Source organism: Desulfonatronum parangueonense (genome assembly GCF_054656975.1).
This window is the reverse complement of the sequence record NZ_BAAHXH010000003.1, coordinates 2484721-2510439: the sequence shown is the minus strand read 5'-3', so window position 1 is coordinate 2510439 and position 25719 is coordinate 2484721. Positions and strand designations below refer to the sequence as shown.

General features: G+C 55.6%; 21 protein-coding genes. 15 read left to right on the top strand and 6 right to left on the bottom strand.

All coding sequences use genetic code 11. The features are described from left to right. Positions 1-141 precede the first annotated feature (141 nt). Positions 142-999, bottom strand: a complete 858-nt coding sequence (locus ACYQ15_RS11520) for a transposase (protein WP_459937657.1) — start codon at positions 997-999, stop codon at positions 142-144. A 367-nt stretch (positions 1000-1366) separates the two neighbouring features. After that, positions 1367-1606 (bottom strand): hypothetical protein, encoded by a 240-nt coding sequence (locus ACYQ15_RS11515; protein ID WP_459937656.1) that lies wholly within the window; start codon positions 1604-1606, stop codon positions 1367-1369. Positions 1607-1830: 224 nt separating this feature from the next. Between ACYQ15_RS11515 and ACYQ15_RS11510 the strand changes: the two genes are divergently transcribed. The 9 genes from ACYQ15_RS11510 (at position 1831) to ACYQ15_RS11470 (ending at position 11346) form a co-directional block, all read left to right on the top strand. Beyond that, complete coding sequence (locus tag ACYQ15_RS11510) at positions 1831-2295, top strand: universal stress protein (RefSeq protein ID WP_459937655.1); 465 nt, start codon at positions 1831-1833, stop codon at positions 2293-2295. Between the two features lie 46 nt (positions 2296-2341). Continuing rightward, entirely contained in the window at positions 2342-3400 is a 1059-nt protein-coding gene (gene pilM / locus ACYQ15_RS11505) for a type IV pilus assembly protein PilM (protein WP_459937654.1), read from the top strand. Then, a complete protein-coding gene (locus ACYQ15_RS11500; protein WP_459937653.1) occupies positions 3397-3981 on the top strand; it encodes a PilN domain-containing protein in 585 nt (194 codons plus the stop codon). The genes pilM and ACYQ15_RS11500 overlap by 4 nt, the downstream gene beginning before the upstream one ends. Next, entirely contained in the window at positions 3974-4615 is a 642-nt protein-coding gene (locus ACYQ15_RS11495) for a type IV pilus inner membrane component PilO (protein WP_459937652.1), read from the top strand. The genes ACYQ15_RS11500 and ACYQ15_RS11495 overlap by 8 nt, the downstream gene beginning before the upstream one ends. 74 nt (positions 4616-4689) lie before the next feature. Then, positions 4690-5280, top strand: a complete 591-nt coding sequence (locus ACYQ15_RS11490) for a pilus assembly protein PilP (protein WP_459937651.1) — start codon at positions 4690-4692, stop codon at positions 5278-5280. Positions 5281-5509: 229 nt separating this feature from the next. Continuing rightward, positions 5510-7234 carry a type IV pilus secretin PilQ gene (locus tag ACYQ15_RS11485; protein ID WP_459937650.1) on the top strand — a complete coding sequence of 575 codons (1725 nt, stop codon included), beginning with the start codon at positions 5510-5512 and terminating at the stop codon, positions 7232-7234. 91 nt (positions 7235-7325) lie between these two features. Continuing rightward, positions 7326-8447 (top strand): histidinol-phosphate transaminase, encoded by a 1122-nt coding sequence (hisC, locus tag ACYQ15_RS11480; protein ID WP_459937649.1) that lies wholly within the window; start codon positions 7326-7328, stop codon positions 8445-8447. Continuing rightward, positions 8440-9159, top strand: coding sequence for a (d)CMP kinase (cmk, locus tag ACYQ15_RS11475; RefSeq protein ID WP_459937648.1), 720 nt, complete (start codon positions 8440-8442; stop codon positions 9157-9159). Before hisC ends, cmk begins: the two co-directional genes overlap by 8 nt. Before the next feature lie 135 nt (positions 9160-9294). Further along, a complete protein-coding gene (locus ACYQ15_RS11470) occupies positions 9295-11346 on the top strand; it encodes an SEC-C metal-binding domain-containing protein (RefSeq protein ID WP_459937647.1) in 2052 nt (683 codons plus the stop codon). Between the two features lie 357 nt (positions 11347-11703). Here ACYQ15_RS11470 and ACYQ15_RS11465 read toward each other — a convergent pair whose 3' ends face one another. Genes ACYQ15_RS11465 through ACYQ15_RS11455 form a run of 3 tightly spaced genes read right to left on the bottom strand, consistent with a single transcriptional unit; the run spans position 11704 to position 13266 of the window. Continuing rightward, positions 11704-11904 (bottom strand): hypothetical protein, encoded by a 201-nt coding sequence (locus tag ACYQ15_RS11465; protein ID WP_459937646.1) that lies wholly within the window; start codon positions 11902-11904, stop codon positions 11704-11706. Next, the gene (mazG, locus tag ACYQ15_RS11460; protein ID WP_459937645.1) at positions 11885-12691 is read right to left on the bottom strand and encodes a nucleoside triphosphate pyrophosphohydrolase; all 807 of its coding nucleotides are present in this window, start codon (positions 12689-12691) and stop codon (positions 11885-11887) included. The genes ACYQ15_RS11465 and mazG overlap by 20 nt, the downstream gene beginning before the upstream one ends. Before the next feature lie 2 nt (positions 12692-12693). Then, entirely contained in the window at positions 12694-13266 is a 573-nt protein-coding gene (locus tag ACYQ15_RS11455; protein ID WP_459937644.1) for a CvpA family protein, read from the bottom strand. Positions 13267-13834: 568 nt separating this feature from the next. Here ACYQ15_RS11455 and ACYQ15_RS11450 point away from each other — a divergent pair. From ACYQ15_RS11450 to ACYQ15_RS11430, 5 genes are all read left to right on the top strand, one after another. Further along, positions 13835-15769 carry a DUF294 nucleotidyltransferase-like domain-containing protein gene (locus ACYQ15_RS11450; protein WP_459937643.1) on the top strand — a complete coding sequence of 645 codons (1935 nt, stop codon included), beginning with the start codon at positions 13835-13837 and terminating at the stop codon, positions 15767-15769. A gap of 103 nt (positions 15770-15872) precedes the next feature. Next, the gene (locus ACYQ15_RS11445) at positions 15873-16631 is read left to right on the top strand and encodes a 3'-5' exonuclease (RefSeq protein WP_459937642.1); all 759 of its coding nucleotides are present in this window, start codon (positions 15873-15875) and stop codon (positions 16629-16631) included. Between the two features lie 139 nt (positions 16632-16770). Next, complete coding sequence (locus ACYQ15_RS11440) at positions 16771-17022, top strand: DUF4212 domain-containing protein (RefSeq protein ID WP_459937641.1); 252 nt, start codon at positions 16771-16773, stop codon at positions 17020-17022. 58 nt (positions 17023-17080) lie between these two features. After that, complete coding sequence (locus ACYQ15_RS11435) at positions 17081-18856, top strand: sodium:solute symporter family protein (protein ID WP_459937640.1); 1776 nt, start codon at positions 17081-17083, stop codon at positions 18854-18856. Positions 18857-19752: 896 nt separating this feature from the next. Further along, positions 19753-23382, top strand: a complete 3630-nt coding sequence (locus tag ACYQ15_RS11430; protein ID WP_459937639.1) for a S41 family peptidase — start codon at positions 19753-19755, stop codon at positions 23380-23382. A 207-nt stretch (positions 23383-23589) separates the two neighbouring features. On the opposite strand, the gene ACYQ15_RS11425 is transcribed toward ACYQ15_RS11430, so the two are convergent. Beyond that, entirely contained in the window at positions 23590-24228 is a 639-nt protein-coding gene (locus tag ACYQ15_RS11425) for a peroxiredoxin (protein WP_459937638.1), read from the bottom strand. Positions 24229-24670: 442 nt separating this feature from the next. Here ACYQ15_RS11425 and ACYQ15_RS11420 point away from each other — a divergent pair, with 442 nt between their 5' ends. After that, entirely contained in the window at positions 24671-25540 is an 870-nt protein-coding gene (locus ACYQ15_RS11420; protein ID WP_459937637.1) for a zinc dependent phospholipase C family protein, read from the top strand. Positions 25541-25719: the final 179 nt, after the last annotated feature.

Genomic DNA, 25719 nt, shown 5'->3' with positions numbered 1-25719 from the left:
CTGAAAGCCGAGCCCAAAAAATGGCAGGGTTGATGCAAGAGACTGGTTCAGGAACATAGCGTTTCAATCCAGGCTGTATATGGTTTCGATCATGTAGCCAATTAATGGATTGAAATGAGTTGCAGGTCAACAAATATCCGATTACGCAAATTTTGGCACAAATCGGCAAAGCAGGCTCGCGGTCATTTCGAAGATGTCCTGGTCCCGGTTGTTGTAACGGGCCTCCAGTTCCTTGACGTACAGGGGGAATTTTTCCGGCGACAGCCCTCGATAGCGGCGAATGTTGTCCAGGAGGTAACCCAAAAACTCAGGTGTCTTGCCTGCTTCGCCATGCTCCGGCGTCAGGCCGAACTCCATGAACCTTGGAGGAGGTTGGTGTGAACAGAACAGCAAGGCATGATAGCGTTGGTACGGTGCGCTGAAGTATGTTTTTCCCCAGTGGCCTAAACGCAGGCCGAAGTTCTGGTGAAAATGAAACACGGTTTCCGGATGCAAACCCGATACAAGGTCGACAAAAGCCATGCCGGAGTGTTCAATGACACCGAAAACCGGAGTCGTGAGATTGCTGCAGGGCTTGACGGACAGAACTCTTCCCGAGGTTTTGAGTTCGATGCTGCGTTCAGCGCCGAAAAAATCCCGAGCGTCGATGGCATTGGCCGCAATGGCGCACCGGATCGTTGTTATGGCCTTGTAGACGGTATTGTAGGCCAGACCCATTTCTTTGGTCATGGCCAGGACAGTCAGGTCGAGCTCGAACAGTTTGATCAGCCGTAGCCACTCCCGGCATTTCAAGTCGCAATTGTTGATCCAGCGGCCGGTAAAGTCATGGTAAGTATACGCGCATTGGGCGCAACGGCGTCGGCCGTCAGTTAAAGGATAATTCCGGCGTTGTCTGCAGCGGGGGCAGAAGCGCTGGTGGTTTTTCCAGCAGAACTTCAACAAATACCGCCGAGCATTGTTCTCGGAGAGGATAAGCTTTTCGTAATCGACGATACACATGACCGGTTTCCATTTTTTTTGAAAACGACCAATATGGCGGCTTTCTGCATGAATTGTAACCATTCAGCAAACACGGTGTATGGGCCATTCTCCAGCACTGGATTCCGGCTTTCGCCGGAATGACATCGCGTATCATGTCGTTTTGTGTCAGTCATACCGGCGAAGGCCGGTATCCAGTCCGAATATTCGCGGATAAGCTGAGTAGTTACCATGAATCAAGAAAAATTTCGGTTACGCTTGCAGTTCCCCGCTTGCGGTCCGCATTGTCCCGCCTCGCTTCCCTTGCAGCATTTTTTGGCCGGATACTTGAAAGTGCGAGCGTTTTTCGGCAATGGGAAGAGAAACAATTTTGCATGATGACAGAACGTCAATATCGATGCCCCAAACGGGGTGCAAGGTCGAGGACGATTGGGGCATCACTTCTTTTCGCTGCAATGTGCGTTAGTTTTGAAGCTTTTTCAATATGTTTGAGTTCAAAAAATGAAATCAAACCAAACCAAACGGTATTCGGGCGTATCTGGTTACGGCGATCAGTGGCGCGTGAATCGTCTATGCCGGCAAGACATCCACAACGAAAAACATAGACATTGTTGGCAAATCCACGCATTATCCGCTTGAGGTAATTCAGTATGGAGTCAAATTAAAGCTATCTTCAGCAAGATTTGTTTTCTCATTCCGGGCGGCGACTCAGCGGGACTTGGCCTTCCATTTACTTTAACTGATGAATCCCCAGAGGCTCCTGCGGAAACTGCCCACCAGAAACAGATCATTTGAAACGAGTATGCTGCCATACGTATTCCAGGTCCGCATCTAACGCAGGAGGTAATGGTGATGGTAGAGATGAAAAAAATTCTTTGCGCCATTGATTTTTCTGAAGTCAGTCCCATGGTGGCGGAGTATGCGCATTCCCTGTCCAAGGCCTTTGGCGCTGAAGTGATTTTGTTGTACTCGGCCCCGTCATTGAACCAATACGTCAGCTTCCATGTTCCTCCAAACTCCATCGAGACCTTTGTCGGCGAAATAGTCACCGGCGCCGAGCAGAGCATGGAGGCGTTCATTTCCCAGCACCTTCCGGATGTAAACGTGACCGGCCGTGTGGTCAGTGGCTATGCCGCGGAGGAAATCGTCAAATGCGCGGACGAGGAAAACGTGGACATGATCGTCATGGGCACCCACGGCCGCAAGGGCATTGACCGAATCCTCTTCGGTTCCGTCGCGGAGAAAGTCGTCAAGGCCGCCAATTGTCCCGTTTTGACCTTGCGACCTTTCTGTGCCGTCCATTTCCCGAGCAAGTGATCCCGCGAGGCATTCGCACGCAAGACAAGTTTTGGAGTAACATTTCTTGGCAATTACCATTGAGTTTCGAAAAAAAGGTCCTCCTCCCGGCGTGGACCTCGGCAGCGGCTGGATCAAGGTTGTTGCTTTGGGTCTGCGCCGCAAAAAACCGCAATTGAGCCGGATCGGCCGCCTGCCGCTGGCTGTCGGCGACATGGACAAGGGAGAAAAGGCCGCGGACAGACTGGCTGATCTTTGGCGCAATCTGGAGATCCGGGAGAAAAGCGTGGTTTCTGCGATGACCGGGCATGCGGTGATCGTCAAGAAAGTGAGCATTTCCACCGAGGCCGCGACCAACATGGAACTCTTTTTGGCCAAGGAAGCCAAGCAATACATTCCCTTCGATCTTCAGGACGTCTATCTGGACCATCAAAATCTCGGCCCGGGCTCAAAGGAAGGGACAACGGACATTCTCCTGGTGGCCAGCAAGAAGCGTGAGGTGGAAGAGCGCCTTCTCATCCTGACCAAGGCCGGACTGGAAGTCCGAGTGATGGATGTGGACGCCTTTGCGTTGAGCAATTGCTTTGAATTCAATTACCCTGAATATGCCGATGAGCCCCAATATCTTCTTGATATCGGCGGTCATTTAAGCGTGTTCTGCGTCGTTTGGAAAAACCAGTTGGTTTTTCATCGTGAGTTGAGCGTTGGTGGACAGCAGTTGACGGACCGGCTGGCTAAGTTGCTGAACCGCACCAAGACGGAATGTGAAAAGCTGAAAATCAATGGCCCCGGCGAGCTGCCGGCAACAGAAACGGCTGCCATGGAAGACGAACTGGACGAGGTCGTCGCGTCCTGGGCATCCGAGGTTCGCCGGTTGATTGGGTTCTATCTTGGATCGTCACCCGGTTCCAAACCTGCCGCAATTTTGTTTCTGGCGGGCGGCGGAAGCCTGCTTTCCGGATTGCGGGACAAGCTGGCCAGGGATCTGGAAATGGATGTGCAGTATCTTGATCCCTGGCGCAAACTCGAACCGGATGTCTCCCGATTTGATCCAGCCTATTTGCGGGCCGTGGGGCCTCAATACGCCGTGGCCACCGGGCTGGCGCTACGGGAGGCCGTGCAATGATCCGCATCAACTTGTTGCCCCCGGAAAAGCGACCCAGGATATCCACCCTGCGCCTTGATCTGGGAGCCCTGGTCTTCGCCCTGGTCCTGGTGAGCGGCGCTATCCTCTTGTCCCATCTTTGGGTCGATGCCAAGCTGTCCGATCTCGAGAGAGTGCACGAAGCAAAACAGGCCGAGAACAGGGCGCTGACAGCTGAAGTCGCTCAGGTTCGGCGGATGGAGAGTGAGATCAAGGCTGTTGCCTCCAAAATAGAAATCATCACCGGCATCCGGAGAATTCAAACGCTTCCGGTTCGATATATCGACGCCTTGATCTCACTGCTTCCCGAGGACCGGATTTGGTTTGAGACCTTCCAGCTGGACCGCAACGGCGTGCTCCAGCTCAAGGGCGTGGCCATGGATAACCAGTCCTTTGCGGCGTACGTCGAGATTTTACGCACCTCCGACTTCGTGCGGAGTGTCGTTACCGAGCGGACTCTGCGCCGAGAAGTGCAGGGGCTGACCTTGGTGGAGTTTCACTTTCGGGTCACCTTTGGACCGCCGCCTGACGAGTATTTTCAACGGGAGGCCGCGTATGGATAGCCAGGCTTTGACGCAACGCCTGGAAACCCTGAGCAGGCTCCACAAGCTGTTGATCCTGATCGTCCTGGTGGTCGTTACTCTCGGCGGTTATGCCTTTTTCTCCTTCATGCCCAAGCTGGAACGGATAACGCAGCTGGAACAGGAGATCGAGACGCTGGAAGCCTCCATAACGGCCAATCGGCGACTGGCCGCACGGTTGCCGGAACTGGAGGAGGAAATGGCTGCCCGCGAGTACGAGTTGCTGCTGGCCAAAATGCTGCTGCCCGAAGACGCCCAGGAACGCGAGCGGCTCCTGGCGGCCATCGAGCGTCTGGGGATGGACGTGGGAGTTGAGTTCCTGCTGTTTCAGCCGGGAAACGAGGTGGCGCATGATTTCTATGCATCCCGGGAGGTTCAACTGCGGATGCGGGGTGAATTTCATAACCTGATCACTTTTTTTGATCGCATGTCGCGCCTGGACCGGCTGGTCAGTCTGGATCGCCTGCGACTGCAGCCGGTGGCCGCAGCCGGCGCCGGGCCAGTGGTTCTGAATGCGGAGAGCAGCATTCAAGTCTACCGCGCATTAACCGAGCAGGAGATCAAGGCCGCCGAGGAACGCGCAGCCCAACAACAGCAAGGTCGACGACGACGTTAACCCAGGTTTATTGCGTTAATGCTCCCGCTCCTTAATCAGGACACTTCGGACCAAATCCTGAATCACGATGAGTAATGACAAACTTTTTTATTAAATCCACTTTTTCTTCGATTCTTCACGAAAATTTTCCACTGATCATTGCGCTGCTTGCCATATTCATGGCTGTTTCGCAGGTACATGCCCAGCCGTTGGGTGATGCGGATGATTTCACCAGCGAAACGGAAGCCGGCTTGATGGGCACAGCCTTGGAGTTGCCGCCCTGGTTGCGGACCCCGGACGGGTACTGGTACAGGCCGGATGGCAAGCCGGACCCATTTCGACCCTTTGTTCGCCCCACTCCCCCCGAGGAAACCTTTCGCCCGCAGATCCCGCAGCGAGCCCTAACTCCCTTGGAACGCGTGGAGGCGACCCAGTTGCGGGTTGTGGGCATCCTCTGGGATGAACTGTTCCCGGAGCGGGGACTGGCCATGGTCGAAATGCCCGACGGCAAGGGATATGTTCTTCGGCAAGGAATGTCGGTGGGACGATATGGCGGCGCTGTTCAACAGATAACGGAGGGTGAGGTTGTCATCGTGGAACAAGGTCGGGATATCGCCGGGCGGGAGCAGTCCAGGGAAGTCATACTCAGGTTGAATCCAAGCCGGGGAGATGGTCATGATTCGTAGTTTCGACAGGGCTCCGCTTCTTGCCGATAATCGCGCCTCGGCATTTCTTTTCCTGGCGATGGCAGCAATACTGTTTCTGGTCGCGACTTTGACGGGCTGTACCGCAAAAACGCAACCTGCACCTACTTCCTCTGCCCACAACGAGATGATTGTGCCTGAGGGAGCCGGAACAGCTTTGACTCCTGAATTTTCTTTCGTTGGCCGGGATTTCTTGCCTGATTCCGATTCAATGCCGCAAAAAGTGGCATCGGCCGTCGATCCGTCGCGCAATCAGCTGCGACGAGTGAATTTCTTTCAGGATGATGACGCGATAATCGGAGTCGTCCTTGAAACTTCACGTGAGCCGGCCTGGCGACTGGCACCGGCCCGACCCGGGCAGATCAGGATTGTTCTTCCGGATCTCGTCAGCCCTCCCGCATTGACCAAGCTGCATCAACTGCATGGATTCGCCCATCCGGTAAAAAGCGCCCTGCTCCGCAACACCGTGGAAGGTCTTGAATTGCTGCTGACTGCCACCAGCCCTGTTGCCATTGAATCGGATACATTGCCTGAAAGGGTGGTCCTGCGATTTGTCGATGAGACGCAGCCTGAACCTCCCGCAAGAGGTCCTGCGCCCGCCGTGCCGACACCTCCTGGTCAACAGCGGGGGGCGCTGCAACCAGACATGGCTGCTGGTGCGACTCCAGCGCGGGAGGAAACCCTCTTTCCCGGCATGCGGGAAGAGTATGTCGGAGAGCCCATATCCATTGATCTGCAAAACGCGGAGGTGGAGCATGTCCTGCGGCTGATCGGGGAGGTGGCCGGATACAACCTGATCCTGGACTCCGGAGTCGGCGGGCGGATCTCCATGAAGCTGGACAACGTGCCCTGGGACCAGGTCCTGGATCTGGTGCTTGTCCAGAGAAATCTGGGCATGGTGGTTCGCGGCAATATCCTGCGCATCAGTCCGATACAGCAGCTGGAAGCCGAGCGGGAACAGCTGCGCCGCGCCCGGGAAGCAGCCTTGCAGGCCGAGGAAACCATCCAGCGCCTGGAGCCGCTGCAAACATCCTACATTCAGATCAATTACGCCACGGCCGCCGAGATGGACGTCCGCACCCGCCCGTTCCTCAGCGAACGAGGACGACTGAACTTTGATCCGCGGACCAACACCCTGATCGTGACGGACACACCTTCCCAGATCAGGCAGATTCAGGGTATGGTCAATCGTCTGGACAGGCCCGAGCGCCAGGTGTTGATCGAAGCCCGAGTGGTCTATGCCACCGATGACTTTCAACGAGGTCTTGGGGTCCAATGGGGCGGCGGAATCGAGGGCGTCACCACGGAATATTATCGTGGAGTGTACGGTACCTTGGGAGGATTGGATGTGCCCGGTGCGGGCGTGGCCCAGACCGGATACCTGGTCAATACCCCTATGGCCGCCGGAACTCCCACGTTCGGAATCGGCGGCTTCATTTCCAAGCTCATGGGTCCGGACATGTTCACCCTGGATGTCCAATTGCAGTTGGCGGAGCTGAAGAATACCGCCCAGACCATATCTTCGCCTCGGGTCGTCACATTGAACAATCAACGTGCTCAAATCGAGCAGGGTACGCGCCTGGCCATCCAGGTGCCGGATGAACGCGGCACCCGGACCGATTATGTGGACGCGGTGCTGATGCTCTCCGTCCTGCCGCAGATCACTCCGGACAACAAGTTAATTCTGGACCTGGAAATCAGAGACGACAATCCCGTGGGGAACGACATTGATACCAAGACGACGCGCACGCGGTTGATGGTGGATAACGGCCAGACACTTGTCCTTGGAGGAGTGCTCAAGAGCAGTGAAGATCGGCTGGAAAACCGCGTTCCGGGATTCGCGGATCTTCCCGGTTTGGGATGGCTCTTCAAAAGTCGCGCCGATCGATCAAGAAGTCAGGAGTTGTTGATTTTCATCCGACCGAGTATTTTGTAATCCGGACGAGCCATGCAAGAGAGCGAATTCGCTCATTTTTTCCAATGGAGTCTGTCAGCAGGCTCCATTGGTCATTTTTATGGAGAATAATGTGCAACCCGACACCTTTGTTCGCCCCGAAATCAAAGACTTCAGCCCCTACAGTCCAGGACTGTCCATCGACGAGATTCGATCGAAATACCACTTACAGCGCGTAATCAAGATGGCCAGCAACGAGAATCCCCTGGGCGTTTCTCCCCTGGTGCAAAATACGTTGGCCAAGCATATCGGCGGCGTGTTCCGCTATCCGCGTTCGGGCAGTCCGGAGTTGCGCGCGGCCCTGGCCCGTCACCTGGACGTGCCGGAGGAATGGATCGTGGCCGGCAATGGCTCGGATGAGATCATTGATCTGCTGATCCGGGTCAAGGCCCGGCCGGGCAGGGACCATGTCCTGCTTTTCGAGCCCAGCTTCAGCATGTATCGCCTTCTTGCCAGATTGTGCGGCGTGGAAGTGCGAAGCATACCGCTGGATGACGATTTCCAATTCCCATGGGTCCGAATGCTGCAAAGCGTGACGGATGAAACAGCCATGGTTTTCGTGACCACTCCGGACAATCCCACCGGATATGCGCCAAAGGTCCAGGAACTGGAAAGCATTGCCGGGCAGCTGCCCCCCCATGCCTTGCTGATCGTTGATGAAGCGTACATGGATTTTGCTCAACCCATGGACGAATATTCCCTGTTGCCGCGTCTGAAAGAAATGCCCAACGTGGTCGTGCTTCGAACCTTTTCCAAGTTGTACGGATTGGCCGGGCTGCGTCTGGGATACGGGGTCATGCCGCCCTGGCTGGCGGATGCCCTGATCCGCGTCAAGCCTCCCTTCAGCGTGAACAGTCTCGCCGAAGTCGCGGGAATGGCCGCGTTACAGGATCATCATTTCGTTAGGGCCACCTTGGAATGCGTGATATCAGGTAGGATATATCTGTCTGCGGAGTTGGAACGACTGGGATGCCGTGTCTTTCCCTCCCAAGCCAATTTTCTGCTCTTCAAGCCGGGTCGAGACGGTCGCAAGAAGCTGTCGGCCCAGGATGTCTTTCAGGAATTGCTGCGCCGGGGAGTGATCATCAGGCCTCTGAAAAGCTACGGTCTGGATGAATATCTGCGGGTGAGCATTGGGACTGAAGAGGAAAATCAGATTTTTATCCGGGAACTGGAGGCCGTGCTCCATGGCTGAACAATCCCGCGAACAATCTTTGGCCCAACCTCTGATCGTCACCCTGGATGGACCTGCCGGTTCGGGCAAAACCACGGTGGCCAAGATGGTCGCGGCTCGATTGGGCATTGCCTATCTGGACAGCGGAGCCATGTTCCGGGCCTTTGCCCTGCACCTGGGGCCCCAAAGCTGGACCTGGAGCGAAGATCGTCTGCGAAACGGTCTTGCCGGGCTGGAGTTCCTCCTGCAAGGACGGGGCGGGGAGTCGGTATTGCTGCTCAACGGGGAGCCCTTGGGCGAGGAGATCCGGCAGGAGGAGGTGGGGATGTGGGCCTCCAATCTGGCCCGGTTGGATGTGGTTCGGGCGATATTGAAGCAGGCCCAGCAGCGTCTGGGAGCTGAAACCTCCTTGGTGGCCGAGGGACGAGACATGGGCAGCGTGGTTTTTCCCCAGGCTCGCTTCAAGTTTTTCCTGGAAGCAACACCCGAGGAACGGGCCAGACGGCGCTGGCTGCAGCTCAAGGAAATGGGTGTGGAGGAGGATCTGGACGTGTTGACCGCCAATTTGCGCCGGCGCGACGATCAGGACCGCAACCGGGCCATCGCCCCGCTCAAACCCGCGGCTGATGCCGTGCTCATCGACACGGCGGGCTTGAATCCGGAGGAAGTCGCCGAAAGGATCTTCGAACTTGTATCGCTCGGTGCGACGTTCTATGCTGAAAATACGCCATAGTGATAATCAACCTTACAGACAAATCAACGAGTACAATCACCCATGCAAGGCAATATACCAGATTCGATCGACTTTGTTCGCTTGTTGAAAGACTCCCTCGCCGAGATCCTGCGACATGAAGATCCCTCTCGCTTCATGACCTGGGCTCGCCGGGTTTTTCCAGACTATCTCGGCCAAGATGTTTCCCTGGCTCAAATTGACGCCAAGACTAAGGATCAAATGGCGACAATATTTGCCCGAACAATCTGGAACTCCACCCCCTTGCCGGGGAATGACTTCCGTCCCAGGCCGCTGCCCGTACAACGCCGGAATGATCGCTGCGATTGCGGATCGGGGAAGAAGTTCAAGCAGTGTTGTGCAGTAATGAACCCGAACATTGAGATCTTAAGTGAGGAGGAAGCCTGGCATATCATGGTGGATATCATGCCGGACCAGCTCCTGACCGAGGCCCTTGAGCGCAAGCGGGTGCCCCGCAACGCCATCATTTCCATTGCGCAACATTTCCTGAACAACAGGCAGGTAGAGAAGGCCACAACCATTTTGGAGTCGGTGTTTTCCGGCAAGCTGAACCGTCTCGACCCGGACATGGCGGAATACGCCTTTGATCTGCTGATGGAAGCGTATGATCGACGTCTTCAAATTAACCGCAAGCTGGCCTTCATTGAGAGTATTCTGAACAATGCCCCTCGTGGGCCGTTGCGTTCCGTGGCCCTGCAACGCAAGGCCACCATCCTGGCCGATCAGGGAGACTTGCCTGAAGCCTGGGAGGCGTTTGGTCAGGCCATGCGGGAAGACCCGGAATCGCTTTCCTTAAGCATTCTTGAACTGCAACTGCTGATGATCGAATCCCGCTTTCAGCAGGCCAAGGACCGTGCCGCATTCTGGCATGCCAAAATTTCCAAAGTGTCGGGCAAGCTGGAAGAACCACAAAAAATTTTGAATTTCCTGCAATCCGTCATGGATGATCCCCAGGCGGTGAGAAAATCGATGTTGGCCGTTCCCGGCATGCACTTGGATGATGACAATGTCGAGGACGAGAATGAAATAGACGTCGAAATCATGGGTCGGGTTCAGAGGTTGCAGAGATGGATCGCCAGTTATGAAGACCAGCCAGCGCCATGGTACCGTTTGTACCCACTTGAGCATTTCGGCAAGGACAGGGAAGACGGGCACAAGACTCTGCTTTTGCGATATTTTGCAAGCGCCGGCCTGTCTGACGACGTGGCAGAGGAAATCGTCGTCGAGACAATGCAGGCTTTGCGAGACGAGGCCCGTGATCCGGAATCCCTAATCACCCAGATGGACCTGGACACCTGCCGGGTAATCCAGCCGGAAGATGAAGGTCTTGTGGAACTGGAGCAGTCCTGGGAAGAGGTATTTCCCATGCTGAACCGCCCGGGTGTCGTGAACGGTGATCAAGAAGAAGTGACTCTCGTCTGGGAGGCAGACGCCTTTGACGAATGGATGGAGCTGCTTGAAGAGCATCCTGAAGCCATTGGAAGTTTCAATATCCTGGACGACCTGCATACCGCCATGCTCTATCTGCCCCAGGAAGGCATACCTGTTCGGTCGATATCCGGATCAGTCGCCATGCTGACGAAAAGAGCCTGTGAAATCATTTGGCAGGTGAAGTTCAAACCGGAAGAGAAACTGCCCTGGCTCCTTCCCCAAAATCGCCCCATGCTCCGCTGCTTGACCAAATCCATTGAAATGCATCTTGCTCTTGAAGATTTGGATGAAGTGGAGCGGTCCGCCAATCTTTATCTCAAGCTTAACCCTACGGACGAAGAGAACGTTGTCTCGCTGCTGTGCTCAGCGATGCTGCGACTTGGCAAAGATGATCAGGTTTTGCGTCTTGCGGAGAATGATCCGGAAAATGATCGTCCTGAACTGGCCTTTAGTCGGGCCATCGTTCTTTTCCGGCAAGCTCGCCTGGATATGGGCGAATCAGCCATGATGGAAGCCATGGAGTCTTTCCCCATGGTTCCCGAATATCTGTTCGAGCCGGAGATCGACGCACCGGATGAGGACGACTACGAAGGCGATGAAGAAGATGGATTCACTTTCGAAGACGCGATGGTGGCCTGGGATTATGTCCGAATGAACCGGGATGTATGGGAATCCGTACCCGGGCTGATGAAATGGGCGGAGGAGCTGTTTGATCGGATGGTGGGGGAAGAAGAATAATGCTTGGAACAGCGCGACATCATGTGTTTCGTTTTTCGTCTTTCTTCGAATCCTTTGCCCCCATGGCGATAAAAAAATTGATATGAACCGACTCATCGGGTTTCGCGCTTCGTAACTATTCAGCAGTTGAAGCAGGGATGGTCCGGGTTGCTTTGATTTTGCGGTCTCGCCTGTTTGACTGAGCCAGGATTCGTTCACCGAACCATTGCCGGACTCCTGAAGCACGAGTGTTGTTTATTCAAGCAATGGTTCGGTGTTACGAAGCCGGCGAAGGAGTTGGCGAGGCCGCAAAATCAAAGCAACCCGGACCTCAGCTAGAGTAGTTACCGCGCTTCTTCATTTCAGTGTCGCAAATGATCACTGATCCCCGGTCTTGTCCACGCGGTGCGACATGGCTTCGCTGAGCCGCTGGGCCATGTCCTCGCGGCGGACGTCGATTTTTTCCTGGACTCGGCACCGGAACAGCAGTTTCTTGAGATCCTTGGACAGTTTTTCCAGTTCTTCCACGGTCAGCTTTGCACACAGATTCAGGATTTCATCAATTCTTGCCTGATTCATGATTTTTCACCTCGCTCCAGAGCGCATTCCAGGCATCCAGATCCAGGCCTTCCAGGTCGATTCCCTTGGCTTCGGCCAATAGCGCCAGTTGCTCAAAGCGGCGCAGGAATTTTCGGTTGGCGCGGTCCAGGGCCTCGTTGGCCTTGAGTCCCTTGCGCCGCCCGTATTCCACCAGGGTGAACAGATAATCCCCGTATTCTTCCAACTCCTTGTCCGCTCCGCCCTCCGCTCCATTGGTCCCCTGATGCTCCGCGGCATGCCATTCCCGCCACTCCTGATCCAGTTGTTCCCGAACCCCTGCTTCGTCCTGCCAGGAAAAGCCCAGACGCGCGGCTTTGGAATGGATTCTGTACGCCCGCAGCAAGGGCGGTAATGCGGTGGGGATGCCTTCAAATGGTCCTCGTCCGGTTTTTTCTTTTTTCTTTTCCTTTTCCCAGTTGGCCCATAGCGCATCCAGATCAGCGAATTCTGCATCCGCGAAGACGTGAGGATGGCGACGAATCATTTTCGCCGCGGATTGATCCAACACCTCGCTCAAGGTGAACCGACCCTGTCGTTCCATCCATGTGGTCACGAACAGCAGCAGGAACCATACATCTCCCAGTTCTTCGCGCATGTCTTCGGAATTGTGCGACCGGATCGCATCCACCAGTTCATGGACTTCTTCCACCAGATAATCGGCCAGTGTCTGCGGAGTCTGATCCCGGTCCCATGGGCAACCGCCGGGGCCCAGAAGCCGTTCCAGAACGTCGCGCAGGCGTTGCAGGGCGAGATGATCAGCATTCATGGCTATTGTTCCGGGGCGCGGGTCAAACGCTGCTGTACGTTTTCACGCCATTTCTGGCGCAGAGGCTGACTTTTATCCTCGAACTGGCGACGCATCTCAGCAGGCAAAAGATCCGCCAGAATGGTGGAAAAGCGGTTAATCTGAGGGGCCAAACGGGATTCAACCAGGATATCGGCCTTGGGAGAAAGAAATGTCGTCAGCAGCAGGACCAGAAGAACGCAGATCAGCCCACCCTTGAGCAAACCGATCACGCCGCCCGCGAACCGGTCCACCCAGCCCAGCAGAACGACCCTGAGCAGATGCCGCAATACCGCGGCGATCATGAGCACGCCCACGAGGCCGGTGCAGAAAACCAGAGCATAACTGAGCAATTGGGCTGTGCCCGGGTCGGGGATTATGCTTTCGACGAGGGGTGTGAGCTGGGAATAATACCTGTTCGCGAGGACGAAACCGACTATGAGTCCGATTACGGAGGAAATCTCGCCGATAAAGCCGCGAAAAAGCCCACGAATCAAGGTGAATCCCAGAATGACAAGGATCAGGATGTCCAGTGTGTTCATATCGGTTGTCGGCATTTGGTTTCCATGAAAGACGTTGGTGTTCAGTTGCTGAAATTGCCGGAATCAAGAAGAATTGAGGATCATCAAAACATGATTTGAACTTATCAGCATAATTGCTGTTGCTGAGTTGGCTCGGTCTCGAGCTGGATTCAGTACCGGTTATCGGGGTCGGTATCGCTATCGCTATCGGTATCGGTATCGAAACAAGGTCAAGTTGGGGTTAACATTTCTCGATTCCTACCCCGAACCCCGATTCCGCAGGAAGCGCACCCAACACGTGCTGAAGTAGTTACCATGATTGGATCAAGCTGGTTGGGGTCGGGTAATGACCCTTCTCAACCTGCCATTACTCCTGATTCTGGGCAACATGTCCGAATTTCGAAGTAGACATGAAAGGTTGAAAAGGTCAGGTCAATGGCACATGACCGATCTGAAGATGAACGCAGAAGCCCTTGCCATCTTGTTGTCGGTTGATTTCCGCCTTTGACCTAAAAACAGGTGTCTTGTCAAAACATCTCAAATAATAAAATGATGACGCAACATAAAAAAATAAAGTTATCCTCAAAACAAGAGAGCTTGCCGCGTGTTCTCCAAGAAAGCCCCGCAAAGCCACACGCTCAATTCCGGAGTTGTTCTGGATTTCCTCAGGAACACACTTCCGTTCAATGAATTGTCAGGAGAAGCTCTGGAGGAGCTGGCCAAGGACGCGGCCTTGGACTTTTTTCCCAAGGGCTCCGTCATCCTGACCCAGGGAGTCTCGGAAGTCACGCATCTCTACTTGATCCAGAAAGGCGGAGTGAAGCTTTACCTGCAGGACGAGTCCGGTGATGCAACACTGAAGGACTTTCGGGGCGAAGGGAACGTTTTCGGTGCGCTGGGCATCATCCGGGGCGCCCCGGCCAGCATGACGGTGGAGACGGTGGAGGACACCTTCTGCTTCCTGTTGAACAAAAATTCTTTCCTGGCCCTGGTTCAGAATGATATCCGAATTGCGCAATACTACTTAAAGTCTTTTTCCGAAAACTACATCCATAAATCCTTTTCCGAACTGCGCCGCCAGCGCCTGACGCCCAAGGGCGAGGGATCGCTGATGCTGTTCAGCGTTCCGGTGACGGACCTGATCAAGCGCGACGTGGAAGCCACACCGGGAACCTATTCGGTGCAAAAGGCCGCGGAGTACATGGCCCGGCAGCGCATCGGCTCCCTGCTGGTGGAGGATGCCAAAGGCGTGGTGCGCGGAATCATTACGGACAAGGATCTGCGGTCCAAAGTGGTGGCGAAAGGATTGGAGTACCGGACGCCGGTGCGTGAGATCATGAGTTCGCCGGTGCGGACGATCCCGGCCGATGCGGTCTGTTTCGACGCATTGCTGTTCATGATGACCCACCAAATCCACCATTTGGCCGTGGAAGACGGCGGCAAGATCGTCGGCGTGATCACCAGCCACGACATCATGGTTCTGCAGGGGCAGTCGCCGCTTTATCTGTTCAGAGAAATACTCGGCCAGCGCACCTTTGAGGGGCTGCACGAGGTTTCCAGGCACGTCCCGATGGTTGTTCGACCGCTGATCGAGGAAGGCGGCAAGGCCAACAACATTACCCGGGTGATCACCGTGCTCAACGACATGATCCTGGATCGCCTGTTGACCATGTTGCAGGAAAAGCTCGGTCCCCCGCCGGTCCCATTTTGCTGGCTGCTCATGGGCAGCGAGGGCCGCAGGGAGCAGACCTTTCGCACGGACCAGGACAATGCCTTGATTTACGCCGATCCGCGGGATGCTCAGGAAGCGGAGAAGGCTGAACAGTATTTCGAGAAATTTTCGGAACTGGCCATTGAACACCTCGTGGCCTGCGGATTTCCCCGTTGTCTGGGTGAGATCATGGCGTCAAATCCGAAATGGCGGCTGCCGTATTCGGCCTGGCGAGCCAATTTTGACCGCTGGGTGAGCGTCCCGGAGCCCCAGGAAGTGCTGCACTCGACCATCTTCTTCGATTTCAGGGCTGGATACGGCGACAAGTCGCTGGCGGAGCGGCTGCGTGACCATCTGACGAGTTCGCTGAAGGGCAAGGAACTGTTCTTTCGGCATCTGGCCCAGGACTGCGTCACCTCGCGCGCTCCGCTGTCTTTTTTCCGCAGCTTCATCGTAGAGCGCGACGGCGAGCACAAGAACAGGCTGGACCTGAAGGCACGCGGGCTGGTTCCATTCTGGGACTTTGCCCGACTGATGGCCCTGCGCCATGGCGTTCGGGAGACAAACACGCTTCAACGGCTCAAGGCATTGGCCGACGGCGGGCACATTCCCAATGAACTCCACGGCAAGTCCAAAGAGGCATATGAGTTCTTGATGCAGATGCGCCTCGTTCATCAATTGAAGTTGATGGAAAGCGGAGCTGTTCCGAACAACCATCTGGACCCGGCGAAGCTTTCCGAGTTGGAAAAACAGACTCTTAAGGGCGCTTTCTCGGTCATTACCAGCCTGCAGAATTATCTGAAATCGTCCTTCAAGTTGCATGTATGAGGGAAGCGGAAATGGTGGAGTTACAAAACCGGCACAATGCGTTGCGCAAATTGCCTTGAAGCACAGTGCTGTCCTCGTCTTACACCAACGTGTTCGTGAGAATATGAAGATGACCCCGATCCTGTCCGTGTTTTCCCCACTGCAGGGCCTGATACCCAACTGGCAGCCCTGGTCGTGGAGCAGGCCCGAGGAGCACCCGTTGCTCAAGGCCAATCGGGAGCATTTTGCCGCCTTCAGTCAGGACAAGCCCTTAACGGAATATGAGTTTATCGTTTTTGATACGGAACTGACCGGCTTGCATGAACGCCGGGACGAGATCGTCTCCATCGGAGCGGTGCGGATTCGGGAAATGCGCATTGATCTTCAAAACTGCTTCTACACCTGCGTTCAGCCGGATCAGTGCGTGCCCAAAAGCAGTACGCTGATTCACCGCATCACTCCCGGCCAGACGGATGACGCACCGAAGCTGGAAAAGGTGCTTCCGGAGTTTGTTTCCTTTTGCGGCCAGGCATTGCTGGTGGGTCACAATATCGGCCTGGACATCGGTTTCGTGAACCGATCCTTGATGAAGCACATGGGCGGCATCTTGCGCAATCCTTGTCTGGATACCATGCGTCTGGCCATGCAATACAAGGAATCGCAATGGGAAAACTACTATGATCGCTACAATTTAAGCGTTTCCTACACCCTCGGTGATTTGAGCAGGGAGTACGGCCTGCCATTGTTCTCCGAGCACAACGCGCTTCAGGACGCCATGCAGACAGCCTATCTCTTTCTGTTTTTCGTGCACAAGCTGCACGGCGGGAAGATCAAGACCCTGAAGGATCTGTATCTGGCCGGACGAAGCTGGCGGTGGTTGTAAAACCCTTCGACCACCTGCCCCTGGTCGCATGATCGGACCGCGACCAAGACAAATGAGCGGCGCCCTGCGGAGGAAAAGGCAATGGGGTCTTTTCCAGGCAGTTTCCATATCCAACCATAAATCCTCGGGAGGGGTAAAGATGAAAACACGTATGGATGAGTATTGGGGAAAGAATTTGCGCCTGATCGGCATTCTTCTGGGGATTTGGGGACTTGTAAGCTTCGGGTTCGGCGTTCTCCTGGTAAACCTACTGAACAAGATTTCCATTGGCGGGTTCCCCCTGGGGTTCTGGTTCGCCCAGCAGGGATCGATCTATGTCTTTGTCGTACTCATTTTTGTCTATTGCCGATTGATGAACAAAATGGACAAGGAATACGACGTTCAGGAATAGGATCACAATAATCTCATCGGGAGACGCTGACGGCTTCCCGTGAGAACAGGAGAGTGCCATGTCTATCTTAGCTTGGACCTACATAATGGTTGGTTTGACCTTCGGACTGTATTTGACCATCGCATGGCGTTCGCGGGTGAAAGACACGAAGGGATTTTACGTCGCCGGAGGCGGGATTCCGCCCTTGGCCAATGGTCTGGCCACCGCGGCGGACTGGATGAGCGCCGCATCATTCATTTCCATGGCCGGAATGATTTCCTTTCTCGGCTACACCGGCGCCGTGTACCTGATGGGCTGGACCGGCGGGTACGTGCTGCTGGCCTTGCTGCTGGCCCCGTATTTACGCAAGTTCGGCAAGTTTACCGTGCCGGATTTCGTGGGCGATCGCTTCTATTCGGACACGGCTCGACTGGTTGCCTTGATCTGCGCCATTTTCGTTTCTCTGACCTATGTGGCCGGGCAGATGCGCGGCGTGGGCATCGTCTTCAGCCGATTTTTGGAAGTGGAAGTGAACACGGGGGTCATGATCGGCATGGCCATCGTCTTTTTCTACGCCGCCCTGGGCGGGATGAAAGGCATTACCTGGACTCAGGTGGCCCAGTACTGCGTGCTGATCACGGCGTTCGTGATCACCGCGGTGGCCATTTCCATCAAGGTCACCGGAAATCCCATTCCCCAGATCGGTTTCGGCTCCACCATCGCCGAAGGCCAGTACGCCGGTCAATATCTGCTCACGGCTCTTGACGACATTGCCACGGACCTGGGGTTCCGGGAGTACACCTCGGCCTTTGGCGAAGGGAACATGAGCATGCTCTCGGTTTTCTGCATCACCATGGCCTTGATGGTGGGCACGGCGGGTCTGCCCCACGTGATCATCCGTTTCTACACCGTGCCCAGTGTGAAAGCCGCACGGATCAGCGCCGGATACGCCCTGCTGTTCATCGCCATCCTGTACACCACGGCTCCGGCTGTGGCGGCTTTCGCTCGGTACAACATCATCGACACCTTGAACGAGCAGCCGTACGCCGAAGCGCCAAGCTGGTTCCTGAACTGGGAACGCACCGGACTGGTGGCCTGGATCGACAAGAACAACGACGGCATCATGCAGTTTCGCGCTGGAGCGGCATTTGAAGGAGCTCCGCGATTCACTGATGAAAGAGGTGAATACGGGCAGAGAATTGTCGCCAATCAGCCCACACCCAACGACAATGAACTGTATATCGACCGCGACATCATCGTTTTGGCCAACCCAGAGATCGCCAACCTGCCGAACTGGGTTATTGCCCTGGTGGCCGCCGGAGGACTGGCCGCGGCCTTGTCCACGGCCTCAGGGCTTTTGATCGTCATCTCTTCATCCGTTTCCCACGACCTGTACTACCGGATGATCAATCGGCAGGCGTCAGAAAAACAACGCATGCTTATCGGTCGGATCATGATCGGCATAGCCGTGCTCATGGCCGGGTATTTCGGGATCAATCCGCCAGGGTTCGTGGCCCAGATCGTGGCTTTTGCCTTCGGACTGGCCGCCTCGTCCTTCTTCCCGGTGATCATCCTGGGAATCTTTTCCAAGCGGATGAACAAGGAAGGGGCCATTGCCGGCATGATCGCCGGGATCGGATTCACCATGTTCTATATCATCCAGACTCGATTCTTCGGTGTTGATCCATGGTTCTTCGGGATCACCGCCGAAGGCATCGGTACCGTGGGCATGGTCCTGAACTTCCTCGTGGCAATCGCCGTGTCCTCGGTAACCAAGGCCCCGCCTCAAGAAATCCAGGATCTGGTGGAATCCATCCGCTCGCCCCGGGGAGCCGGAGCAGCCGTGGATCATTAACCGCAGCGTCAAAAGAAAGCCATTCGCCCCTGGTCCATGTTACAACATGGGCCAGGGGCTTTTTTTGTAACTGCTCAAAAACTTGTGGCAATCAACGATTAAACCCAGGGAGCGCCGCACCCCGGTGCGACAGCGGTGTAACGCATACAGGAAAAGTTCCGTCTGGAGCGTGGCCCCAGTAGCTGAATCACGAAACTCCATCCCGGAGACACTCCTTCACGGTAAACCTCACCGCCCGACTTTTTTGAGCAGTTACCTTTTTTGTCATCATCAGTTTGTCCCGTTCAGCACTCTCTTGGCAACCTCCGCGAAACGTGCACAAGTTGAGCAGTTTACTCTGATCGTATATCGAAACCATTTCATGCCGCGTTGAGATTGTGCCGTGCAGCAACTTCCGGTATTCACCGTCGACAAAATGGCTTGTGTCAATAAAATGACAAATCGTTTCGCATGATGTTCGTCAAGTCCTGGGCTGCTGCATGGTTGTAAGCAAAAAGTAGTATTCAGTGGATATAGCTCCAAACAATACCGCGACACAAATGATAACGGATACGCTTGTTGAGACGTCTCCATTCCAAAAACCACCCTGATGACGCAAATATTCATGGTCTTGCGTCAAGAAGGATGTATTTTTGCTGTCGCCTCACTATGGATTCCGGATTTGCGAAGGAAATTCCCCTTCAAGTGAGATGAAAACCGTCTGTTGCGGACTAAACTGCGGCCATTTGATCCGCATGAAGCTTGTGCGGGACCCAAGGCAGAGTCGTCCGGCTCTTGGTATGGCTTTTGATTAAGCGGCGGCTCATCGGCCAGGAATACATGGTTGGGACGGTGGCCCGCACCCAGCACGTTCCACCATGACTTGTAAGGTTTTGACACTCAATTTGGGGATATTCATGAAGTTTACCAGCCTGTGGAAACCGGAAGGCGAATCCGGAACTCAAACTGCCTGGACGTGCAGATACGTCACGCGTGTTGTCGTGATCATGCTGCTCGCCGTGTGGATGGGCTCCGCCACAAGTCCGGCTTGCGCTGAATCCCAATTTCTCAAGCTGCCGCGATTTCCCTCCATCAGCCCGGACGGTTCGGAGATCGTCTTCAGCGCCGGCGGAAATCTCTGGCTGGCGCCTGTCAACGGCGGCGAAGCAAAGCGGTTGACCAGCCATCACCTTGATGATCTGTACTCAAGCTGGAGCCCAGACGGGCAGTCCATCGTCTTCACCTCCATGCGCGACGGGTACATGAACCTTTGGCGGATCCATCGCGACGGCACCCGATCAACCCAGCTCTCCTACAGCGATCGCTTCATCTACAATCCGGATTGGACGCGAGACCAGGAGGACCGTGAGGTGATCACGTTTTCCAGCCTGCTCGAGGCTGATGTCTATCGCGACCAGCGGCCCTACCGGATATCTCCGCAAGGCGGGGAGCACGAGCGCCTCCACGGCGCCTTTGGTTCCGATCCACGATTTTCTCCAAACGGCAAACGGATCGCCTTTACGCGCGGCGGGCACTATCACGACTGGAACCGGCGGCATTACCGGGGACCGGATGCCATGAACGTCTGGATTCACGATCTGGTAAACGACCGTTTTGAGGCACTCACCGATTGGGAGGGCGACGACGGCAACGCCAGGTGGGTGGACGACAACACGTTGATCTTCATGTCGGACCGCCAGCTCGACACGGTGAACCTTTACCTCATCCGCCTTGACGATGATGCTCGGGAGGCAAAACGGCTGACGAGCTTTACAGGACGGGATGTTCATCATTTTGACGTTTCCCGGGATGGCGGCACAGCCGTCCTTCAGGTGTGGGATCGCCTCTATTCCCTGGATCTGGGCGATCCCAACGCGGAACCCACGCCCATCGCCCTGCGAATCGGGGATGATGGTTGGGATGGCCACGCACTGCGCTGGATCAACCGCGACGTGACCGAGGCGGCATTGAGTCCGGACGGAAAGATGATGGCCTTTATCGCCTACGGGAGGGTCTATGTTCGCCATGTGGATGCATATAGCCCCACCCGGGCAGTGACGCCGGATTCCCATGCGCGTCATCAGGATATCGCCTGGTCACCGGATGGATTGGATTTGTATTTTTCCAGTGATGAGGACGGCACGTCTTCAATCTACAGGGCCGTGGTGGAACTGACCCGCGAGGAAATCCAGCTTGCCTACAAAAGTCGGCAGACTGAAGCCCTCAAGATCGCGGAAGAAATCGCGGAAGAAGCTCGGAACGCGGCCGAAGCATTCGTACCGCTCCATGTTTCGCCGGACCCGCAGTACATGTATGCGAGCCTTGACAGCACCATGGTCGAGGATCCCTTTACTCCAGTAGGGCCAAACGATCCCCTGGATCCCGTCGACCCGGATCCGGGCCAGGATCTGCCCGAGGATGAATCTTCGGAGCCGGAAGAGAATTCGACGCCGGATCAGTGCCCTCAGGCTTCCGGGCAACAGGAACCGGCCCGTTGGCATGACGCCGTGCAGTTCAGCGTTCTGCCGGTTGTGGCCGAGCAAACTAATGACCGCAATGCCTCTCCTTCCCCGGACGGCAATTCCATCGCCTTTCGCCGCGGCCGCGGCGATCTTGTGATCATGGATATTGCCACGGGCGACAAGCGTACCCTTGTCAGGGGCTGGGACAGCAACCTGGAGTGGCGCTGGTCTCCGGATGGACGCCATATCGCTTATGCCCAGAACGATCTGAATTTCAGCACGAACATCTTTATCGTGCCGGCCGACGGGTCAAAGGAACCTGTGAACATCACCCGTCACCCACGCAACGACTTCAGCCCAAGGTGGTCGGCGGACGGCCGAAAGCTGACCTTCGTCTCCAATCGAACTGGCGACAGCTATGATCTATACAGGGTCTACCTTGATCCGGACATGGACAACTGGACTCGGGCCGAAATGAACAATTACTACCGGCAAGCGCAACAAGCCGCTGAAAAGCGTCGTCCCCTGCCGGTTCGCAAGCCCGGCACAAGGCTTTCCATTTCCCAACCCGAATGGCAGGTTTCCCGTGGACTGGAACTGGAAAACGCCTGGCGCCGGGTGGAGCGGGTCACCTTCTCTCCCGCAAACCAGTTCGGCAACGAAATGACGCCCAGCGGGGACCGCTACGTTTTCAACAATGGCAGTGAGGGGCTGGTGGTGGTGAACTGGGACGGCAGCGACCGCAAGCGTCTGGGTCCTCGCGCACTGGTCCAGCACCTGAACGTTGTCGGCGACCGAGTGGTCTACATTGTCGACGGCCGAGTCAGCGTCGCGACGCTGAACGGACGAACGAACACGCGAGTGGACATTTCCGATCGCATTCGAATCGATCTCCGCCAGCAGTCCTTGCAGAAGTTCCGGGAAGCTGCACGGGTGATCGAGGAAGCGTTCTACCGTCCCGACCTGAAAGGCCTGGACTGGAAGGCGCTCGTGGCGGAGTACGAGGAACTGGTCGTCCGGGCTCGGACCGCCGGCGAGTTCAGCGACATCACGAACCGTTTGCTGGGAGAGTTGGCGGCCTCGCATATGGGACTCCACAATCCTGGGCCCGGCTCGGCGCTGCGTGAACCCTCAGGGCGTCTGGGCATTGACTATGAACAAGTAGCCCTGGAGAACGGGCGGAAAGGCTACCGGATCACTGAAATCATCCCCGGCGGACCCGCGGATCGCGGTCCGGTCCGCATGCAGCAAGGCGACATCGTCACGAGTATCGACATGCGGGACTTTGAGGAATCCGACACGTTGCTGGCTCGCTTGCGGGGAAAAGTGGATCAGGAAATCATCATCGGCTTCGAACGGCCGGTGGGCAACAGGCGGCTTGCGTACCAGAAAATTCTTACGCCGATTTCATACCATGAATTCGCGCACCTCCGGTATGAAGCCTTTCAGGAAGAAAGCCGTCGTCGCGTCTCCGAACTGTCCGGAGGACGTATCGGGTACATTCATATCCAGGCCATGAACGAGGCGTCGCTGGAACGGTTTCAGGCCTATCTGTATGCCGCGGCGGAAGGCAAGGACGGGCTGATTATCGATGTGCGCAACAATGGCGGCGGGCATACCTCCGACCGGATCCTGACGTCCATCATGGCCTCAGAGCACGCCTACACCATCCCGGCGGGAGCCGAGCCCTACAGGTACGGCCGCTATCCTCAGGATCGGCTTGATGCCCCACGGTACACCCTGCCGATCAACATGCTGGCCAATGAAAAGAGTTTTTCCAATTCGGAAATCCTGGCCCATGCCTTCCGCACGCTCGGCCGCGGCACCCTCGTGGGCCGGCAGACCTACGGCGGCGTGATCTCCACCGGAAGCTATTCATTGATCGACGGGGCCACGGTGCGTACGCCCTTCCGGGGCTGGTACCTGCCTTGCGGCACCGACATGGAGCACAACGGCGCCATGCCCGACCTGATCGTCGACAATACGCCGGAGGATGAAATCGCAGGCCGCGACCGCCAGCTGGAGGCGGCCGTTCGGGATATGCTGCAAAAGCTGCCGCTCCATGCCGCGGCAACGCGGCCATGATGCAGTTCGGTGATGCAGTCTCTGGTGGAGAGTGAAGTCAGCCACCATGAATACGGTGCATTCATGATCTAGACTCACACACACTCTTTTAACTTCAACAATCCAAACGTCTCAAAAAAATACCCCCTCCCATCGCCTCACGGCATGGGTGGGGGTATTTTTTTGATGAAACCGAAATCAAAAATTAAGTTTATGTTGTGATTTTATTTATTCCTGAAGGGACTCATAGACCTTGCCCACCAGTTTTTCCGACGGGGTGAGGGTCTTGGCGCCTTTGGTCCACTTGGCCGGACAGGCTTCCTGGGGATTTTCCCGAAGGTGGATGTTGGCCTCCATCTTGCGGTGCAACTCGTCGCAGTTTCGTCCCACGTTGTAGAAATTGATTTCCGAAGAGACCAAGACCCCGTCGGGATTGATGATGAACGTCCCCCGCAGGTCCAGACCTGTTTCACAGTCATATACCCCGAAGTATCGGGACAGTGCGGCATTGGGATCCGCGGCCATGACGTATTTGACGTTCTCCAGAAGCTTCTCGCTGTTGCGCCAAGCCAAGTGCGCGAATTTCGTGTCCGTGGATACGGCAATCACTTCACATCCCAATTGTTCAAGCGCCTGGTGCTTCTCGGCCAGATCGGCCAGCTCCGTGGGGCAGACAAAAGTGAAGTCAGCCGGATAGAAAAAAAGGATGGTCCACTTTCCGTCCTGCTGGAGCTTTTCCAGATTGATCGTGCCAAACGAACCTTCACGGGGATCATACGTTTCCAGCGTGAAATCACAAACCTTTCGGCCGATCTTGGCATGTTCGATGGGATGGTGGTGATGGTGGGCGTTGACTTCGCAGCTCATGACAATACCTCCTGGGATAAAGGTGACCACGGGAGTGGAAACAGTCTTCAAAAATGAATGATTCATATTATCAGCAAGGACTCGCTTTTGTCAACAAGTCGGTGTTACTTCTCAGGACATTTTTCGTCGAACAACCTGAAATGCCTTAGGTTGGTTGTAACTACTCAGCACGCTGGGCGGCGTTGATCAAGAATCGTTGCCTTGAATGGCTTCCGCGGACCAAAGAATGGAAGGAGGAAACGGCATGTCTTCGACTCTGATCATCTTGATTTCCATTCTGGCTGGAGGTGTTGTTTTCGGCCTGCTTGTCCGGAAGAAAGGCGCGAATTGCCTGCCGTGACTGTTCATCTACGGCCCGCTGGGAGCGGGCTTGCTTACCTATTATCTATTGTCTAGGATTTTTTGACGCCTTCCATAAATACACACCTGCATCGGACGGTCAATGCCCAAGGAAAACACCCATCTCTGGTTCGCACAGCGTCTTGTGACACGCTTGCAAACTGACGACCTCCCCCATTCCTCGACCAAGCTGATTTTGAGCCAGCCTCAACTTTTCTCACTGGGATCAATTATTCCGGATGCGTTTTTCTACCACAGCCGCGTTCGCGGCCGACGCATGGCCAGGATTCTGCATGGGTCCGATCCTGGCATGCGGGCCGAGGCCTTCAGTTCCATGGTCGTCCAGGCCGGCGAAGACGCTTCCGGGAGGGATCAGGCCTTTGTCCTGGGGTACCTGTCCCATGTCGCTCTGGATGCGACCTTCCATCCGGTGATTCACGCCCTTTCCGGGAGACGTCCCGGCCAGCCTTCCACAGGCGCCACCAGATCTTTGCACCGCCTTCTGGAAACCGGTCTCGACCGGCTCGTCAACCCGACAAGCCATTATCCGAACATCATTGCGCCATTTTTGGCCGACCGGGTCCAGGTTCTGCACATTCTGACCGGGCAATCCGGTCTGCGATCCAGCGACGTTCGCACCGCTCTGAGCAACCAGTTGCTGGTAAACCGGCTTGTGATGGGCCGTTTTGCACACAGGCTGCTGAGCTTGTGCCATTGGCCTCCGGCATTGAATCTCTCGGCTCTTCGAAATTTATGCTATGTTCAACTGGACGAGGAAGCCGGTTTTCTTCCAGGCGAGGCAGCCGCGATACCCACAGTCTGGACTGCCTTTCACAAGGTGAACAGGGAACGTCTTTTTGAGCGGGCTGAAAATCTCGCAATGAAGCTGTTCGGTCTTTGCTCAGATCACTGGGCGAAGCGACTGGACTTTGCCGAGTTGAGGCAGGCCTTTCCCCAGAAGGCCTGTGATTGATGCAGAAGAGATGAACTGTAACTGCTCAAAAACTTGTGGCAATCAACGGTTAAATCCAGGGAGCGCCGCACCCCAGTGCGGCAGCGGTGTAACGCACTCAGGACATAGTTCCGACCGGAGCGTGGCCCCAGTAGCTGAATCACGAAACTTCATCCCAATGCAACTCCTTGCACGGTGAA